Source organism: Kitasatospora phosalacinea, from assembly GCF_000717185.1.
GTDB classification, from domain to species: domain Bacteria; phylum Actinomycetota; class Actinomycetes; order Streptomycetales; family Streptomycetaceae; genus Kitasatospora; species Kitasatospora phosalacinea_A.
In genome coordinates this window covers 74,427-90,873 of sequence record NZ_JNYE01000045.1, presented here as the reverse complement: position 1 = coordinate 90,873, position 16,447 = coordinate 74,427, and the positions used below count along the sequence as shown (strand labels likewise).

The window sequence follows — 16,447 nt, the reverse complement described above, 5'->3', positions numbered from 1 at the left end:
CTGTTGAGTTCTCAAGGAACGGACACTTCCTTCGAGCCGCATCCCTGCGGACCCTCCGGGCGCTTCGTTCTTTCGTGTTCCCAGCTTATCAGAGGTTTTCGCCACCGTTTCACCGGTGTTTCCTCGAACTCGCTTTCGTTCGCCCCTCTCGGTGCGACTCCGGAACTGTACGGGGATCGGCCGCCGCAAAGCAAATCCGCCCCCGCGCCGGGTGGCACGGGGGCGGAAGGGGACGCGGAGCGTCCGGAAGGTCAGTGGACCTCGGTGATCTCGGGGCCGCGCGAGTAGGGGTCGATCGAGCCGCCGGCGTACGGCGAGTCGGGCTCGGTGGGGGCGGCGGCACCGTCCGCGACCATCTGGGCGTCCTCGGGGAGCTTGAGGACGATGGGGTCGCGGGGGGCCATGGGGGCCTCGCCGCGGACCACGACGGTCTGGCGGAAGACCTCCTCCAGGAGGCCCGCCATGTCGGGCTGGACGGCCGCCTGGCCGGAGATCACACCGCGGAGGAACCAGCGGGGGCCGTCGCAGCCGACGAAGCGGACCAGCTGGGCGCCCTGGGTGCCGTTCGGCAGCGGGACGGGGACCTGGGCGCGGAGGTGCCAGCCGAGCGGGCCCTCTTCCTCCTCGACGGCGCCGCCCTGGCCGGTGATGCCGTTGGCGATCTCCTCGCGGACCTCGCCCCAGATGCCCTCCGACTTGGGGGCGGCGAACGCCTGGAGCTGGATGGCGCTGTTGCCCAGGACGAGGGTGGCGGCGACGATCGCGTCACCGGCGACCTCGACCCGTAGCTCCATGCCCTCGACGCCGGGGACCAGCAGGCCCCCGAGGTCGACGCGGCCCTCCTCGGGCTTCTCCAGCTCGGAGACGTCCCACGGCCCGTCCGGGCGCGGGGCCGGCGGGAGGCCGACCCGGTCGGCCGGGTCCGGTTCGGTGTCGTTCTCGTTCTCGTTCTCGTTCTCGACGGAACCCTCGACGTCATCGGCCGTCTCGTCGGCGCTGATGGCGTCCTCGGCGAGCTGCTCGACAGCGTCCTCGCTCTTGCGACGACGGAACACGGTCACTGTCCTTCCCGGTCCAAGACCGAATCCAAGACCGAACGCGAATATCTGCTACCTGCTACCCATCGGACCGGCCGAAAACCGCTGCAATCGCACCGCTTCCACCCGCTCGTCGTGCTGCCCGGCGGAACCGAGGCCGCGGCGCATGCTAGACCGCGGCGTGGCCCCCGGTCGACCCGAACCCGCCTTCGGCACGGAGCGAACCCGGGAGTTCACCCACCTCGTGGAAGCGCGCCTTCTCGACCTGCTGGATGACCAGCTGGGCGATCCGGTCGCCCCGCTTGAAGCGGACGGGCTCCTTGGGGTCCAGGTTGACGACGATCACCTTGATCTCACCACGGTACCCGGCATCGACCGTCCCCGGGGCGTTCACCAGCGCAACTCCGCAGCGGACCGCGAGTCCTGACCGCGGGTGCACGAACGCCGCGTAACCGTCCGGTAGCGCGATGGAGATGCCGGTGGGGAGCAGGGCCCGTTCGCCGGGGGCGAGTTCGGCGTCGACGGTGGTGCGGAGGTCGGCTCCGGCGTCGCCGGGGTGCTCGTAGGCGGGCAGCGGGATCTCCGGGTCGAGCCGGCGGATCAGGATGTCGACGGGCGGGCGGACGGGGTCGGTCACGGGTTCACCTCGAAGGCTCGGGCGCGCTTGATCTGGTCCGGGTCGTCCAGGACCTTCTGCACGTCCTCTGGACGACCGTGCGTGGTGAAGTGTTCCAGCTTCACCTGGATGAAGAGCGCCTGCGCCCGGATGGCGACCGGTCCTTCGGGGCCGTCGATGCGGCCCTCGGCGGCGCTGTAGACCTTGCGGCCGTGCACGCCGGTCACCCGGGCGCGGATGTGCAGCACGGAGTCGACGGGGACGGGGCGGACGAAGTCGGTCTCCAGGCGGCCGGTGACGGCGGGGGCGCCGAGCAGCCAGTTGAGCGTGCCGAGGGTCTCGTCCATGGCGCTGACCAGGACGCCGCCGTGGGCCAGGCCGGGGCCGCCCTGGTGGGCCTGCTTGACGGTGAACTGCGCGGTGACGTTGAGGTGTTCGCCCGCGACGGCGGTGAGTTGGAGGCCCTGGGGGTGCTGCGGTCCGCAGCCGAAGCACTCGTCGTAGTGGGAGCCGATGAGGGTGCCGGGCGCGGGGGCCAGCGGGGAGCGGTCGGGGAGGACGGCGTCCGCGGGCGGGGTGGTGGGGGTGGTGGGTCCGTTCACGGCGCCGACCCTACCTGCCGGTAGTTTCCCGGGACAGGGCCGGCGGACCGGCCCCGGGCGGCCGGTCCGCCGTGTGGAGCGCCCACAATGGGGGGCATGTACGAGGAACGTCTCACCGTCCCGCGGTCCTGGTGGCTGCTGTCCGTGGCGCTCGGGCTCTCGCTCGCGCTGGTCCTGCTCCGGTTCAGCGGGGTGGGCGCGCTGGTCGGGCTGGTGGTGGGGGTGGCCGCGGGGGCGGCCGCGCTGAGCAGCTACGGCTCGGCGCGGATCCGGGTGGTGCAGGGTTCGCTGGTGGCCGGGTCGGCCCGGGTCCCGCTGAGCGCGCTGGGGGCGGCCGAGGTGCTGAACCCGAAGGAGGCGGTGGCCTGGCGGTCGGTGAAGGCCGATCCGCGGGCCTTCATGCTGCTGCGCAGCTACGTGCCGACGGCGCTGAAGGTCGAGGTGACCGACCCGGCCGACCCGACCCCGTACCTGTACCTGTCGACCCGTTCCCCGCAGAAGCTGGCGGACGCGCTGGCCGAGGCCGCGGCCGGTGCGCGCGGTTCCGAGCGGAGCCGCTGAAAGCTACGCGGCACGGGCCCGGGAACGGGCTCGGAACGGGCCCTGGCACGCCGAAAGGGACGGTCCCACCCGGGGGTGGGACCGTCCCTTTCGGCTCGTCTGCGAGCCCTGCGGGGGCAGGCGCGCGGCTCGCGCTCTACCGGGTGCGACCGCTCGGGACGGTCGCTGCTTCTGCCTCCGGCCCCGCTGCTCAAGGCCGGACGGGGCGGCGTACCGGGCCGGCGGAGGGGTGTCGCCCGCCCGGGCCAGTGCCGCTCCGTTTTCAGGCGCCGCAGTCCCGGCAGATCGGCTGGCCGTTCTTCTCGCTGTAGAGCTGGCTCCGGTGGTGCACCAGGAAGCAGCTCATGCAGGTGAACTCGTCGGCCTGGCGGGGCAGCACTCGAACCGAGAGCTCCTCGTTCGAGAGATCGGCGCCCGGAAGCTCCAGTCCCTCGTTGGCGTCGTACTCGTCGACGTCCACGGAGCTGGACGCCTTCTCGTTCCGACGGGCCTTGAGTTCCTCGATGCTGTCCTCGTTGAGGTCGTCATCGGTCTTGCGTGGGGTGTCGTAGTCCGTTGCCATAGTTTTCGCTCTCCCCCTTTGGGTGTGTGCGGGTGTCTCCAGCGCACGTAACGCCTGGGGGGCCGGTCTTGTGCCCGACCCGAGGCCGAGATTGTGCCTTACTTCAAGCCCTGTTACTCAATCGACATCCGGACAGTGACCCGTCGGGATGATCGAACGGGGTCCGAACACTGTCCACCGTACGGGTGAAGAGGTTCGGACCGGAACTCTTCGGCCATCACCCTGCGTGCCTGTTCGGGAACACGGGGGGCGGCAACTCCGCTTCCGCGAAAGGGTCTTGGCGATCGAGCCGGGCGGCAGCCGCCGAACCCGGCGATCACCGAGCGCAACCACATCGCCCGAACGGGTGATCACCCCATCAGGGGACCCGGGGGCACCTTCCGGACAGCTGTGAGTTTCGTCACATTGGACCCGGGAGCGGGCGTTTGCCGCCAAAGCGGGCCTTTCGGTGCGGGTGCGCGCGGCCGAATTGTCCGCATGCCCACCGGTACGTCCGAGCGCCCCGGCCGCCCGTCGGCGGCCGGGGTCGGAGGGCCCGGGGCGGGAGGCCTGGGCCCGGTGCTCCGGGCCCGGCGGTCAGGCCCTGGCGGCGGCCGCGGCGGCGCGGCGGGCGAGCAGTGCGGCCTGGCGCTCGTCGAAGCGGGTCGCCTGGGCGTCCAGACCGGCCAGGAAGGCCCCCAGCTCGTCCTGGGCGTGCTGGCCGACCGGGCCGAGGCCGGAGATCTCCATGACCTTCAGGTGGCGCAGCACGGGCTGCAGCACGTCGTCGTGGTGGATCCGCAGGTTGTAGATGCCGCCGATGGCGATCTGGGCGGCGGAGCGCTCGAAGCCGGGCATGCCGTGGCCGGGCATCCGGAAGTTGATCACCACGTCGGCGATGGCGCGCATGGCCTCGTCGGGGGCGAGCTCCAGGGCGGCCTTGAGCAGGTTCCGGTAGAAGACCATGTGCAGGTTCTCGTCGTTGGCGATCTTGGCCAGCAGCTGGTCGCAGAGCGGGTCGCCGGAGTGGTGGCCGGTGTTGCGGTGGGCGATCCGGGTGGCCAGCTCCTGGAAGGCGACGTAGGCGACGGACTGCAGCATGCTGTGCGCGTTGTCGGACTCGAAGCCCTCGGACATGTGCGCCATCCGGGCCCGCTCCAGCTCGACCGGGTCGACGGCGCGGGTGGCCAGCAGGTAGTCGCGGAGCGCTATCCCGTGCCGGCCCTCCTCGGCGGTCCAGCGGTGCACCCAGGTGCCCCAGGCGCCCTCGCGGCCGAACATGCTGGCGATCTCGTGGTGGTAGCTCGGCAGGTTGTCCTCGGTGAGCAGGTTGACCACCAGCGAGATCCGGCCCAGCGGGGTGACCTTGGACTGCTCCAGCGACCACGCCTCGCCGCCGAGCACCCCGTCGAAGTCCCGTCCCTGGCTCCACGGCACGTACTCGTGCGGCATCCACTCCTTGGCCACCTTGAGGTGGCGGTTGAGCTCGGTCTCCACGACCTCTTCGAGCGCGAGGATCAGCCTGGCGTCGGTCCAGGCGGTCGTGGCGGTGCGCTGCACGGGGGCGATGGTCACGGCGTTGCTCCTGCGGAGGGGGCGGGCTGACCTACGGCTGCGTAGGTTACGACACCGTAAGTTGTCGCGGGCGCAAATGACAAGCCGCCCCTGTCCAGCGCTTATGTCGTTCCGACACGGCTGGACGGGGGCGGCTGGGGGAAGTGCCGCGGGGCCGGAGCGCCTGGACGGGGCATCTGCGGCCCCGGGGCGGGGCGGCGGCTACGGGATGCGGACCTGCACCCGCAGGCCGCCTCCGGGGCGGGCAGTGGCCTCGATGGTGCCTCCGTGGGCGCGCACCACGGAGCGGACGATGGACAGGCCGAGCCCGACGCCCTTGTCGCTGCGGGTGCGGTCGGTGCTCTTCAGGCGGCGGAACGGTTCGAAGATGTGCTCCAGCTCGTAGCCGGGGACGACCGGGCCGGTGTTGCTGACCACCAGCTCGCCGCCCCCGCCGCGGACCGCCGCGGTGGTGATCTCCACCCAGCCGCCGGGGCTGTTGTAGCGGGCGCCGTTCTGCAGCAGGTTGAGCGCGATCCGCTCCAGCAGCACGCCGTTGCCCTGCGCGGGGGCGGGCGCGAGCCGGGCGCGCAGCTCGACCTCGCGGGTGGCGGCCTCGGAGCGGGTCTGCTCCATCGCACGCTGGGCGACCTCGGCGAGGTCGACCGGGCGGCGGTCGGTGAGCTCGTTCTCGCTGCGGGCGAGCAGCAGCAGGCCCTCGACCAGCTGCTCGCTGCGCTCGTTGGTGGCCAGCAGGGTCTTGCCGAGCTGCTGGAGGTCGGGCGAGGCCTCCGGGTCGGCGAGCTGGACCTCCAGCAGGGTGCGGTTGATCGCCAGCGGGGTGCGCAGCTCGTGCGAGGCGTTGGCGACGAAGCGGCGCTGGGAGTCGAAGGCGCGGTCCAGGCGCTCCAGCATCTCGTCGAAGGTGTCGGCGAGCTCCTTGAGCTCGTCGTCGGGGCCGTCCAGGTCGATCCGGCGGTGCAGGTCGCTGCCGGCCACCTCGCGGGCGGTGCGGGTGATCCGGCCGAGCGGGTGGAGCACCCGGCCGGCCATCGCGTAGCCGACCGCGAAGGCGATCACGGCCAGGAAGACCAGGGCGGTCAGGGCGCGGCGCAGCAGGGTGGACAGGGCCTGGTTGCTGCTGCCCTCCTGGAGGGCGGTCATCACCTGGTCCAGGGTCTTCTGGTCGCTGATCGTCTCGCCGTTGACGGTGATCGCGACGCCGCGGCCGAGGGTGAGGTGCGGCAGCTGGGCCTGGTCGAAGGCGGAGCGGACGAAGTAGTACATCAGCAGCAGCAGGACCACCCCGGCCATCAGGAACATCCCGCCGTACAGCAGGGTGAGCCTGATCCGGATGGTGGGGCGCAGCGACAGCCAGGCGAACAGGCCGTCGCCGGGGTGGTAGGTGTCGTCGGCCCGGTCTCGGTCGGATCGGCGCGGGGGGTGCGTCGGTCGCGGGGGCACCTGGTCCGGACCCTGGGCGGGCGTGCCGGGGGCCCCGCCGGGGAGTGGCGGGGTGGTCATGGCCGGAAGTCCTCTCAGACGGTGGGTGGTTCGGGGGTGCGGGTCACACCCGGTACCCGGAACCGGGCACGGTGACGATCACCGGCGGGTCGCCGAGCTTGCGGCGCAGGGTCATCACGGTGACCCGGACCACGTTGGTGAACGGGTCGGTGTGCTCGTCCCAGGCCTTCTCCAGCAGCTGCTCGGCGGAGACGACGGCGCCGCCGGCCCGCATCAGGACCTCCAGGACGGCGAACTCCTTGGGCGCGAGCTGGACGGGCTTGCCGTCCCGGATGACCTCGCGGCGGCCCGGGTCCAGGCTGATCCCGGCGCGCTCCAGCACGGGGGGCAGCGGGACGGTGGCGCGGCGGCCCAGGGCCCGTACCCGGGCCACGAGTTCGCTGAAGGCGAACGGTTTGGGGAGGTAGTCGTCGGCCCCGATCTCCAGGCCCTCGACCCGGTCGCTGATGTCGCCGGACGCGGTGAGCATGATCACCCGGGTGGCCAGGCCCTGCTCGACGACCCGGCGGCAGACGTCGTCGCCGTGGACGAGCGGAAGGTCCCGGTCGAGCACCACCACGTCGTAGTCGTTCACGGCGATCCGCTGCAGCGCGGCCTCCCCGTCGTAGACGACGTCGACCGCCATGGCCTCCCGGCGCAGGCCGGTGGCGACGGCCTCGGCGAGCAGCTGCTCGTCCTCGACGACGAGTACCCGCACGGTGGTTGTCCCTTCTGCTGGAGCGGCCCTGGCCGTGTGACCGCCCGTGCGGGCCGTGGGGTGCCGGGCGCGGATCCGGGCAGACGGATCCGACGGTGCCTCCATCCTGCCTGGTCGCGCGGTAAAGCAGTCGTAAGTCCGGTGCGCCGTCCGCGAAAACGGAGCGGATGCCGCCTGTTTGGACTGTGACTCGGGCAACTTTTACGAGAGTTGGAGGTTTCCCCGGATCGGAGGTGGGGAGGACACCTGCACACCGTGATGCCGTCGCCCCGTGGCGCGTCACGGCCACCACCACCCGCCGAGTGCCCCATCCGCACCGGCTTCGGGACGAAAGCCACCGGATCGCGGCTCCCACGCCGCCCGAGCGCCTGACCGGAACCTGCATCCGGTCCGGGGCGCCCGCCCGGGGTTTGTCGGGTTCCGGGCCGGGGGGCCACTCGGACCGTGCCCGTCCGACACAGCAAAGGGGGCCCGTATGGACGCCTTCACCGCCGGAATCCTTCAGCGGATCAAGAACGCCGAGCAGGATCTGCACCGCGCGATCGAGTCCGGGGACGAGTTCCTGGCCGAGGTCGAGCAGTCCGAGCTGGAGGACCTCCAGCGCCTCGCCACCGAACACGGCGTGGACCCGGTCCTCGGCACGCACCGCTCCGCCGCCTGACCGCTCCCCGCCACGCACCTCCCGAACGACGCACCGCGAGAGCCCCGGCCCGGTCCCACCGGTCCGGGGCTCTCCGCTGCCCGCGGGCGGGTCAGTCGTGCCAGGCGCCGAGCTCCTCCAGCCGGGCCTGCAGCGGCTCGAACACGCCGGGCGGGGCGGCCACCGTCAGCTCGCCGTCCGCGGGCAGGCCGGGCCGGGAGCCGGTGAGCGCGCCGGCCTCGGCGGCGATCAGCAGGCCGGCGGCGCGGTCCCAGGGGGCCAGGCCGCGCTCGTAGTAGCCGTCGAAGCGGCCGGCCGCCAGGTCGCACAGGTCGACGGCGGCCGCGCCGCCGCGCCGCACGTCGCGCACCTCGCCCATCAGCGCGTGCAGCACCTCGGCCTGGTGCACCCGCCGCTCGCGCAGGTAGCCGAAGCCGGTGGCCACCAGCGCCCGCCCCCAGTCCGGGGCCGGGCGGACGGCGAGCGGGCGGCCGTCCAGGGTCGCGCCGCCGCCGCGCACGGCCTGGAACAGCTCGTTCCGGGCGGGCACGAAGACCACGCCGACGACCGCCTCGCCGTCCAGCTCGGCGGCCACGCTGACCGCCCAGGAGGGCAACCCGTACAGGTAGTTGACGGTGCCGTCGAGCGGGTCGACCACCCAGCGCACCCCGCTGGTGCCGGGGCGGTCGGCGCCCTCCTCGCCGAGGTAGCCGTCGTCTGGGCGGCGGGCGGAGATCAGCTCCAGCACCAGCTTCTCGGAGGCCAGGTCCATCTCGGTCACCACGTCCACCGGGCTGCTCTTGGTGGCGGCCACCCCGAGGTCGGCGGGGCGGCCGTCGCGCAGCAGGGCACCGGCCCGGGTGGCGGCCTCGACGGCGGTGGCGAGGAGTTCCTGCAGCAGGTCGTCGGTCACGGGTTCGGTCCTCATCGTCTCGGATTCTCGGGGCCGCGGGGGCTCAGGCTTCGGCGGCGGCGGGACGGGGCGCGCGCGGGTTGGGGCAGCAGGCGGTGGCGCACAGGTCGTGGCTGGGGCCGAGGGCGCCCAGCGCGCAGCGGGTGACCGCCTCGCCGCGCTGGACGGCGGCGCGCTCCAGCACGAGCTCCCGGACGGCGGCGGCGAACCGCGGGTCGGCGCCGACGGTGGCGGCCCGGGCGACCGGCAGGCCGAGTTCGGCGGCCTTGGCCACCGCCTCGGTGTCCAGGTCGTACTTGACCTCCATGTGGTCGGAGACGAAGCCGATCGGCACCATCACCACCGCCGGGGCGCCGTCCGCCCGCTCGGCCGCCAGGTGGTCGCACACGTCCGGTTCCAGCCACGGGACGTGCGGGGCGCCGGAGCGGCTCTGGTAGACCAGCTGCCAGGGCCGGTCGGCGACGCCGGTGCGCTCGGCCACCGCGGCGGCGATCAGCCGGGCCACGTCCAGGTGCTGGGCGACGTAGGCCCCGCCGGGGGTGCCGCGGGCCGGGTCGTCGGGGGTGCCGGAGGTCTCGGCCATCGCGGTCGGGATCGAGTGCGTGGTGAACGCCAGCCGGGCGCCGTCCCTCGCCTGCTCCGGCAGCGCGGCGAGCGCGGCCAGGGTGGCGTCGGTCATCGGCTCGACGAAGCCGGGGTGGTTGTAGAAGTGCCGCAGCTTGTCGACCGTCAGCTCCGGGCGCCCCTCGGCGGCCAGCTGCGCCAGCGCGTCGGCCAGGTTCTCCCGGTACTGGCGGCAGCCCGAGTACCCGGCGTAGGCGCTGGTGGCCAGCACCAGCACCCGGCGGTGGCCGTCGTCGGCGATCTCCCGGAGCGCGTCCACCAGGTACGGGGCCCAGTTCCGGTTGCCCCAGTACACCGGCAGGTCGAGGCCCGCGTCGGCGAAGTCCTTGCGCAGCGCGGCCAGCAGCTCGCGGTTCTGCCCGTTGATCGGGCTGACGCCGCCGAACAGGAAGTAGTGCTTGCCGACCTCGGTGAGCCGCTCCTTGGGGATGCCCCGCCCGCGGGTGACGTTCTCCAGGAAGGGCACCACGTCCTCGGGGCCCTCCGGCCCGCCGAAGGACAGCAGCAGCAGCGCGTCGTACGGCGCGGGGTCGGTGGGGCTCGGGGTGCGCGTGTCGGACATGCTCCCGATCCTGCCACCCGGAACGGGCCGTCCGGTGCACGGGCGGCCCCGCGGGGCGGCGGCGGGGTGGCGGCAAGGCGGCGGCGGGGCGGGCCGGGCGGTGCCCGGGATGTCCGCGAACAACCCGGATGCGGATGTTCGGCCCCGCTTCGTAAGCTGTCTGCACCACGATCGCGCATTACCAATGGTTGTATCCCCCACCCGTCAGACCCTCACCCGACCTCCGACGGAGCCTCCCCCGTGCTGTCCAGCTACCGCCAGGTGTTCGCCGCCCCCGGATCCCTGGCCTTCTCCCTCACCGGCCTGATCGCCCGCCTGCCGATCTCGATGACCGGGATCGGCATCGTCACGATGCTCGGCGAGATCAAGGGCTCCTTCTGGCTCGGGGGCCTGCTCTCCGCCTTCCTGGCCGTCTCCGCCGCGGTCCTCGGCCCGCGGATCTCCCGCCTGGTCGACCGGCACGGCCAGCGCCGGGTCGCCCTCCCGGCCACCGCCGTCACCGTGCTCTCCGCCGCCGGGCTGCTGCTCGGCGCGCACTACGGCCTCCCCGACTGGACGCTGTTCGTCTTCGCCGCGGGCATGGGCACCATGCCGAGCACCGGCTCGATGGTCCGCGCCCGCTGGGCTCACCTCTACCGGGACGAGCCGCCCAAGCTGCACACCGCGTACTCCTTCGAGGCCGTCGCGGACGAGGTCTGCTTCATCATCGGCCCGATCCTCGCCGCGACCCTGGCCACCTCGCTCTTCCCCGAGTCCGGCCTGCTGCTCGCCGGGGTCTTCCTGGTCGTCGGCGTCCTGCTGTTCACCGCCCAGCGCCGCACCGAGCCCCCCGCCCACCCGGTGGAGCACCGCGCCGGCGCCTCCGTGGTCCGCGACAAGGGCATCCAGACCCTGATCCTGACCCTCGCCGCGGTCGGCGTCGTCTTCGGCTCGGTCGAGGTGGTCACCGTCGCCTTCGCCAAGGCCCAGGGCCACCCCGCCGCCTCCGGCTACGTGCTCGCCGTGTACGCCCTCGGCTCCTGCCTGGCCGGGGCGGTGTTCGGCGCGCTGAAGTTCACCGGCGCGATGGACCGCCGCTTCCTGGTCGGCGTCGGCGTGATGGCCGCCGGGATGGCGCCGCTGGTCGTCGCCGCGCACCTGCTGCACGGCACCGCGGCCCTGGCCGGCGTCGGCGGCGCGCTCTTCCTCTCCGGCCTGGCCATCTCCCCCACCCTGATCACCGCGATGGCCCTGGTGGAGCGGCTCGTCCCCGCCGCCCGGCTCACCGAGGGCATGACCTGGACCACCACCGGCCTCGCCCTCGGCGTCGCCGCCGGGTCCTCCGCCGCCGGGATCGTCGTCGACGCGGCCGGCAGCGCCAACGGCTACTGGGTGCCGGTCGCCGCGGCCGTCCTCGCCGCGACGGCCGCCTACGCGGGGCTCCCCCGCCTGCGCCGCCAGCTCGCGGCCGGGCGGGCGGCCGCGGCGGAGGCGGAGGCGGTGGCCCCCGGCCGCTGACGGGGGGCCGGGCCCGGGGACCGCACGGATCCGAGCTGCCGACGAGCCCCGCCAGGGGGCCGGGGAACGGCGGCTCCGAACTGCTGGCGGCCGGAGCCCGTCGAAGGTCCGTGCTGCTCCGGACCGCGGCAACAGCGCCCGCGGCCACCGCACGCACCGGCAGTGCACCGCCGGCCGGCCCGGGCCCCGGTCGTCCCGGGCCCCGGTCGTTCCGGCCCGTCTGCCGTAGACCTGCGCGTTCGTTGTGACTACGCTCCCCGTACCCACCGGTAGAACCGGGAGGTAGGGCGCACGAGCGGGAGGCTCCGGAGATGACCGAGGTGTGGCGGAACTGGGCGGGCAACCAGAGCGCGCGACCCGCGCGGGTGGTGGCGCCCGGCTCGGTCGAGGAGCTCTCGGCCGCGGTGGTCGCCGCCGGGGCGGCCGGGCTGCCGGTGAAGGCGGTGGGCTCGGGGCACTCGTTCACCGCGATAGCCGCCGCCGGGGACGCCGTGCTGGTGCGCCCGGACAACCTGACCGCGGTGCGCGGGCTCGACCGCGGGGCCGGGACGGTCACCGTCGAGTCGGGCCTGCCGCTGCACCGGCTGAACCGCCTGCTCGCGACCGCGGGCCTCTCGCTGACGAACATGGGCGACATCGAGGTGCAGACGGTCGCGGGCGCGACCAGCACCGGCACCCACGGCACCGGCCGGGACTCCGGCTCGCTCGCCGCGCAGATCCGGGAGGTCGAGATCGTCCTCGCCGACGGCTCGGTGCGCACCTGCTCGGCGACCGAGGACCCGGAGCTGTTCCAGGGCGCGCGGCTGGGCCTGGGCGCGCTGGGCGTGGTGAGCGCGCTGACCTTCGCGGTGGAGCCGATGTTCCTGCTGAGCGCGCACGAGAAGCCGATGGGCTTCGACGAGGTGCTGCACTCCTTCGACGACCTGACGGCCGTCAACGAGCACTTCGAGTTCTACTGGTTCCCGCACACCGACCGCTGCTCGACCAAGCGCAACAACCGCAGCCAGGGCCCGGCCGCACCGCTGCCGAGGTTCAGGGCCTGGCTGGACGACGACTTCCTCTCCAACACGGTCTGGGAGGGCGCCTGCCGGGTGGGCCGGGCCTTCCCCGGCGCGATCCCGACCATCGCCCAGGCCGCCAGCCGGGCCTGGTCCGAGCGCCGCTTCACCGACGAGGCCTACAAGGTCTACACCAGCCCGCGCAAGGTGCGCTTCATCGAGATGGAGTACGCGGTGCCGCGCGAGGCGGCCACCGAGGTGCTGCGCGAACTGAAGGCGCTGGTGGAGCGCTCCGACTGGCGGATCAGCTTCCCGGTGGAGGTGCGGGTGGCCCCGGCGGACGACCTGTGGCTGTCCACCGCGAACGGGCGGGACAGCGCGTACATCGCCGTCCACCTGTACCGGGGCACCCGCGAGCTGTCCTACTTCACCGAGGTGGAGAAGCTGATGGCCGCCCACCAGGGGCGCCCGCACTGGGGCAAGCTGCACACCCGGGACGCCGAGTACCTCTCCTCCGTCTACCCGCACTTCGGCGACTTCACGGCGCTGCGCGACAAGGTCGACCCGGAGCGCCGGTTCGCCAACGACTACCTGCGCCGGGTGCTGGGCGCCTGAGCGCCCGGGCGCCCGGGCGCCTCCGTCAGCCGGTCGGTCCGGCCGTCCCGGGCGGCGCGTCCTGCGCGCTCGGGGCGGCCGCCGACGGCGCCGGGGCCGGCGCGGACGGCTCGGCCGACCCCGCCGCCCCGCTCGGCGACGGCCGGGCGGACGCCCCCTCGGACGGCCGGGCCGAACCGCTCGGCGCCGTCGACGGGACGGCGGAGGGCGAGGACGAGGACGAGGACGAGGGCAGGTCGGACGGGCCGGTGGACGGCGTGCCGTCCCGGTCGTCCGGCTGCTGCCGGTCGCCGGACGGCCGCGAGGGGTTGAACGAGGTGCCGCTGCCGTCCTGCCCGGTGGTGATGTCGTGCAGCGGCTTCCCGGCCGCGAGTTCCACCGCGACGACCGGCACCATGGCGAGCACGAACACCAGCCCGGAGACCGCCGCGTACGACTTCCACGTCCAGCGGCGTTTCGCGCGCAGCACCCGGGGGGCGTTCCAGTCCTGGCTGATTCCGTTCGCCGGGGCGGGCGCGGGGCGCGCGGCCGGAGGGGATTCGGTGCCGCGTTCCACCGCGTTGCGCAGTTGTTCCCCGGTGCGTTTGAAGAGGTGCTGGAAGAGCGCGCTTCCGATGGTCGCCCCCACCGAGACGACGGCCGCACCGAGTATCGTTCCGTACACTCCGAGTTCCGAGGCGAGTACCGCGCCGGCCACCGCCGCCAGGGCGCTCGCCGCCACCTGAGCGGCCGTCAGATCGAGCCGTCTGCGTTCCGCCTTCTCCTCGGACGCGGTCGGTCCGTGCGCGAACTGCTGCCTCTGCTGCGGCATCCCTGTCCCTCGGGTGGGCGTGTCGGAATTTCGAACAAGTCTCTCCATCTTGCCCAAAGAAGGACACAAGGGTCGAAAATCCGGTTCGCCCCGGTCGATATATGTGAAGATGATCACCGTCCGTTGATCGTCGGCGGGTCATTGGGGTGCCCGCTCTTGAGATTCCGGTGATTCGCGGGAGACTTGAGCGGCGAGCCGCCCCTCTGGATGCCACGAATGGAGTACTGTTCGTGGAGCCTGAGCCTTCGGACTCGTTGTCGACGAACCGTCAGACGACTGGACCGGGCGCCCGGGTGCGATGTCGACCGTCGACGTGGCAAACAGGCAACCGTGCCACAGCGGCGCGCCCGGGCGAAAGCCCGACACGCCGGGTAACTCTGCAAGGTTGTGGCCACTCGCCAGCGGGCAGGCCACACTCAGTACGGGAGCAGCGACGCAGGTGACGTCGGCAGGCACCACCCGGGAGGTAACCGTGCCCGAACTGCGCGTCGTGGCCGTCAGCAACGACGGCACACGGCTGGTGCTCAAGGCTGCCGACAGCACGGAGTACACCCTGCCGATCGACGAGCGGCTGCGCGCCGCCGTCCGGGGTGACCGCCCGCGGCTCGGCCAGATCGAGATCGAGGTGGAGAGCCACCTCCGCCCCCGTGACATCCAGGCGCGGATACGAGCCGGTGCCTCCGCTGAGGAGGTCGCCCAGGCCGCCGGGATCTCGGTGGAACGCGTCCGCCGCTTCGAGGGCCCGGTGCTCGCCGAGCGCGCCTTCATGGCCGAGCGCGCCCGCAAGACGGCGATCCGCCGCCACGGCGAGTCCACCGGCCCGCAGCTCGGCGAGGCCGTCGCCGAGCGCCTCGCGCTGCGCGGCGCCGAGAAGGACACCGAGCGGTGGGACTCCTGGCGCCGCGACGACGGCACCTGGGAGGTCGTCCTCTGGTACCGCGCGGAGGGCGAGCACCGGCGTGCCGCCTGGTCCTACGACCCGCCGCGGCGGCTGGTCCAGCCCAACGACGACGAGGCCCGCGCCCTGATCGGCGAGAACGTGGAGCGCGAGGAGGACTCGGTCTTCCCGTTCATCCCGCGGATCGCCCGGCTCCCGCACGACCGCCCGGCCCGCCCGATGATCGAGCGGCCCTCCGCCGACCGCATCATGCAGGTCCGCGAGGCCCGGGAGGCCGCCGCCTCCGCCGCGACCGCGGCCGCCCCCGAACGGGACTCCCTCACCAGCCTGCTGGACGTGGTCCCCTCCTACCGCGGCGACCTCACCCCGGTCGGCCCCAGCGTGGAGACCACGGTCACCGAGGAGCCCGAGGAGGTCGAGGAGCCCGCGGCCGCGGCCCCCGCCGCGAGCGTCGGCGCGGGCTCCGCGTACGCGGACATCCTGATGCCGCGCTCCGTCGCCCCGCACCGCGACCGCCTGGTCGGCACCACCGACCGCCAGGCCGAGGCCGACGGCGTCCGGCCGGGGCGCCGGGCGACGGTGCCGAGCTGGGACGAGATCGTCTTCGGGTCGCGGCGCAAGAAGCCCGAGTAGCGGCTCCCGCCGAGGGTCCGCATTCGGGGGCCCGGGGAACGGCGGGTCCGAGCTGCGCAGGGCCCCGTCGGGGGCCCGGGGAACGGGGGGTCCGAGCTGCTGGCGGCCGGAGTCCGTCGATGCGTCCGTGCTGCTCCGGGCCGTAGGAACAGAACCCGGAGCAGCGGCACGCGACGGCAGTGCACCGCCGGCAGCCCCGAGCCCGCCGTTCCCCAGGCCCCTGACTGCTGAACCCCTGAATAGGCCCCGTCCGCCTCAGAGTTCCACGGGGTTGGCCGGGTTCGCGGACCACTCGCTCCAGGAGCCCGGGTAGAGGGCGGTGCCGTCGTGGCCCGCGAGGGTCAGGGCGAGCAGCTGGTGGGCGGCGGTGACGCCGGAGCCGCAGTAGACGGCGGTGCGGGCCGGGTCGGTGACGTGCAGGGCGGCGAAGCGGGCCGCGAGCGCCGCCGGGGGCAGGAAGCGGCCGTCGGGGCCGAGGTTCTCGGTGGTGGGGGCGGAGGCGGCGCCGGGGATGTGACCGGCCCGCGGGTCGACGGGTTCGGTCTCGCCGCGGTAGCGCTCGCCGGCCCGGGCGTCCAGGAGCAGGCCGGTGCGGGCGAGTTCGGCCGCGCCGTCCGCGTCGACGGTGGGGAGGTGGCCGGGTTCGACCTTGAAGTCGCCGTCGCCGGGGGCCGGGGCGTCGGTGGTGAGCGGGTGCCCGGCCGCGGTCCAGGCGGCGAGGCCGCCGTCGAGGACGCGGACGTCGCCGTGGCCGGCCCAGCGCAGCAGCCACCAGGCGCGGGCGGCGGAGAGCGCGGGGCCCGCGTCGTAGGCGACGACGGGGCGGTCCGCGGTGACGCCCGCCCGGCGCAGGGCGGTGGCGAGGCGGTCGGGGTCGGGCAGCGGGTGGCGGCCGGCCGGGCCGGGCGGGTCGGCGAGTTCGTGGTCGAGGTCGAGGTAGTGGGCGCCGGGCAGGTGGCCCTTCGCGTACTCCTCGGCTCCGGGCGGGCCGCCGAGCGCCCAGCGGATGTCGAGCAGGACGGGTGCGCGGTCGGTGCCGAGGGCGTCGGCGAGTTCGGCGACGGTGATCAGGGGCGAGGTCATGCCGCCATTGTGGCGCGCCGGGGCGGTGGCCGGGGCCGGGT

16 protein-coding genes are annotated in these 16,447 nt (G+C 73.7%); 5 read left to right on the top strand and 11 right to left on the bottom strand.

Features of this window, described 5'->3' with window-relative positions:
* Positions 1-251: 251 nt before the first annotated feature.
* From OO57_RS20085 to OO57_RS20075, 3 genes are all read right to left on the bottom strand, one after another.
* Positions 252-1,055: a DUF3710 domain-containing protein gene (locus OO57_RS20085; protein WP_033253943.1), complete on the bottom strand. Its 804-nt coding sequence runs from the start codon at positions 1,053-1,055 to the stop codon at positions 252-254.
* A 151-nt stretch (positions 1,056-1,206) separates the two neighbouring features.
* Positions 1,207-1,674: a dUTP diphosphatase gene (dut, locus tag OO57_RS20080; RefSeq protein WP_033253927.1), complete on the bottom strand. Its 468-nt coding sequence runs from the start codon at positions 1,672-1,674 to the stop codon at positions 1,207-1,209.
* Entirely contained in the window at positions 1,671-2,255 is a 585-nt protein-coding gene (locus tag OO57_RS20075; protein WP_033253926.1) for a PaaI family thioesterase, read from the bottom strand. The genes dut and OO57_RS20075 overlap by 4 nt, the downstream gene beginning before the upstream one ends.
* A 96-nt stretch (positions 2,256-2,351) precedes the next feature.
* On the opposite strand from OO57_RS20075, the gene OO57_RS20070 reads away from it, so the two are divergent.
* Positions 2,352-2,816, top strand: coding sequence for a DUF3093 domain-containing protein (locus OO57_RS20070; RefSeq protein ID WP_418909899.1), 465 nt, complete (start codon positions 2,352-2,354; stop codon positions 2,814-2,816).
* Between the two features lie 262 nt (positions 2,817-3,078).
* Here OO57_RS20070 and OO57_RS20065 read toward each other — a convergent pair whose 3' ends face one another.
* The 4 genes from OO57_RS20065 to OO57_RS20050 form a co-directional block, all read right to left on the bottom strand.
* Entirely contained in the window at positions 3,079-3,378 is a 300-nt protein-coding gene (locus OO57_RS20065) for a DUF4193 domain-containing protein (protein WP_014138508.1), read from the bottom strand.
* A 576-nt stretch (positions 3,379-3,954) separates the two neighbouring features.
* Complete coding sequence (locus OO57_RS20060; RefSeq protein WP_033253924.1) at positions 3,955-4,932, bottom strand: acyl-ACP desaturase; 978 nt, start codon at positions 4,930-4,932, stop codon at positions 3,955-3,957.
* Positions 4,933-5,133: 201 nt separating this feature from the next.
* The gene (locus OO57_RS20055; RefSeq protein WP_033253923.1) at positions 5,134-6,435 is read right to left on the bottom strand and encodes a sensor histidine kinase; all 1,302 of its coding nucleotides are present in this window, start codon (positions 6,433-6,435) and stop codon (positions 5,134-5,136) included.
* A gap of 43 nt (positions 6,436-6,478) precedes the next feature.
* Positions 6,479-7,132, bottom strand: coding sequence for a response regulator transcription factor (locus OO57_RS20050; protein ID WP_030458051.1), 654 nt, complete (start codon positions 7,130-7,132; stop codon positions 6,479-6,481).
* Positions 7,133-7,607: 475 nt separating this feature from the next.
* On the opposite strand from OO57_RS20050, the gene OO57_RS20045 reads away from it, so the two are divergent.
* Entirely contained in the window at positions 7,608-7,793 is a 186-nt protein-coding gene (locus OO57_RS20045; RefSeq protein ID WP_030458050.1) for a hypothetical protein, read from the top strand.
* Positions 7,794-7,884: 91 nt separating this feature from the next.
* On the opposite strand, the gene OO57_RS20040 is transcribed toward OO57_RS20045, so the two are convergent.
* Together OO57_RS20040 and OO57_RS20035 are read right to left on the bottom strand one after the other, a co-directional pair.
* Complete coding sequence (locus OO57_RS20040) at positions 7,885-8,685, bottom strand: inositol monophosphatase family protein (RefSeq protein ID WP_033253922.1); 801 nt, start codon at positions 8,683-8,685, stop codon at positions 7,885-7,887.
* A gap of 43 nt (positions 8,686-8,728) precedes the next feature.
* Positions 8,729-9,871, bottom strand: coding sequence for a ferrochelatase (locus tag OO57_RS20035; protein ID WP_033253921.1), 1,143 nt, complete (start codon positions 9,869-9,871; stop codon positions 8,729-8,731).
* Between the two features lie 240 nt (positions 9,872-10,111).
* Between OO57_RS20035 and OO57_RS20030 the strand changes: the two genes are divergently transcribed.
* Both OO57_RS20030 and OO57_RS20025 read left to right on the top strand, forming a co-directional pair.
* On the top strand, positions 10,112-11,368 hold the full coding sequence (locus OO57_RS20030; protein WP_033253920.1) for an MFS transporter: 1,257 nt from the start codon (positions 10,112-10,114) through the stop codon (positions 11,366-11,368).
* Between the two features lie 311 nt (positions 11,369-11,679).
* Positions 11,680-12,981 carry a D-arabinono-1,4-lactone oxidase gene (locus OO57_RS20025; RefSeq protein WP_033253919.1) on the top strand — a complete coding sequence of 434 codons (1,302 nt, stop codon included), beginning with the start codon at positions 11,680-11,682 and terminating at the stop codon, positions 12,979-12,981.
* Between the two features lie 25 nt (positions 12,982-13,006).
* Here the strand turns inward: OO57_RS20025 and OO57_RS42720 are convergent, their stop codons facing one another.
* Positions 13,007-13,792, bottom strand: coding sequence for a hypothetical protein (locus OO57_RS42720; RefSeq protein WP_051777989.1), 786 nt, complete (start codon positions 13,790-13,792; stop codon positions 13,007-13,009).
* A gap of 439 nt (positions 13,793-14,231) precedes the next feature.
* Here OO57_RS42720 and sepH point away from each other — a divergent pair, with 439 nt between their 5' ends.
* On the top strand, positions 14,232-15,323 hold the full coding sequence (gene sepH / locus OO57_RS20015; RefSeq protein ID WP_081973817.1) for a septation protein SepH: 1,092 nt from the start codon (positions 14,232-14,234) through the stop codon (positions 15,321-15,323).
* A 255-nt stretch (positions 15,324-15,578) separates the two neighbouring features.
* Here sepH and OO57_RS20010 read toward each other — a convergent pair whose 3' ends face one another.
* Positions 15,579-16,406: a sulfurtransferase gene (locus tag OO57_RS20010; RefSeq protein WP_033253917.1), complete on the bottom strand. Its 828-nt coding sequence runs from the start codon at positions 16,404-16,406 to the stop codon at positions 15,579-15,581.
* Positions 16,407-16,447: the final 41 nt, after the last annotated feature.

Bases quoted from the DNA above. Each gene is read 5' to 3' on its own strand.
- OO57_RS20070 (WP_418909899.1), top strand. From the start codon at position 2,352: ATGTACGAGGAACGTCTCACCGTCCCGCGGTCCTGGTGGCTGCTGTCC.
- OO57_RS20065 (WP_014138508.1), bottom strand. From the start codon at position 3,378: ATGGCAACGGACTACGACACCCCACGCAAGACCGATGACGACCTCAAC.
- OO57_RS20055 (WP_033253923.1), bottom strand. From the start codon at position 6,435: ATGACCACCCCGCCACTCCCCGGCGGGGCCCCCGGCACGCCCGCCCAG.
- OO57_RS20045 (WP_030458050.1), top strand. From the start codon at position 7,608: ATGGACGCCTTCACCGCCGGAATCCTTCAGCGGATCAAGAACGCCGAG.
- OO57_RS20035 (WP_033253921.1), bottom strand. From the start codon at position 9,871: ATGTCCGACACGCGCACCCCGAGCCCCACCGACCCCGCGCCGTACGAC.
- OO57_RS20025 (WP_033253919.1), top strand. From the start codon at position 11,680: ATGACCGAGGTGTGGCGGAACTGGGCGGGCAACCAGAGCGCGCGACCC.
- OO57_RS42720 (WP_051777989.1), bottom strand. From the start codon at position 13,792: ATGCCGCAGCAGAGGCAGCAGTTCGCGCACGGACCGACCGCGTCCGAG.
- OO57_RS20010 (WP_033253917.1), bottom strand. From the start codon at position 16,406: ATGACCTCGCCCCTGATCACCGTCGCCGAACTCGCCGACGCCCTCGGC.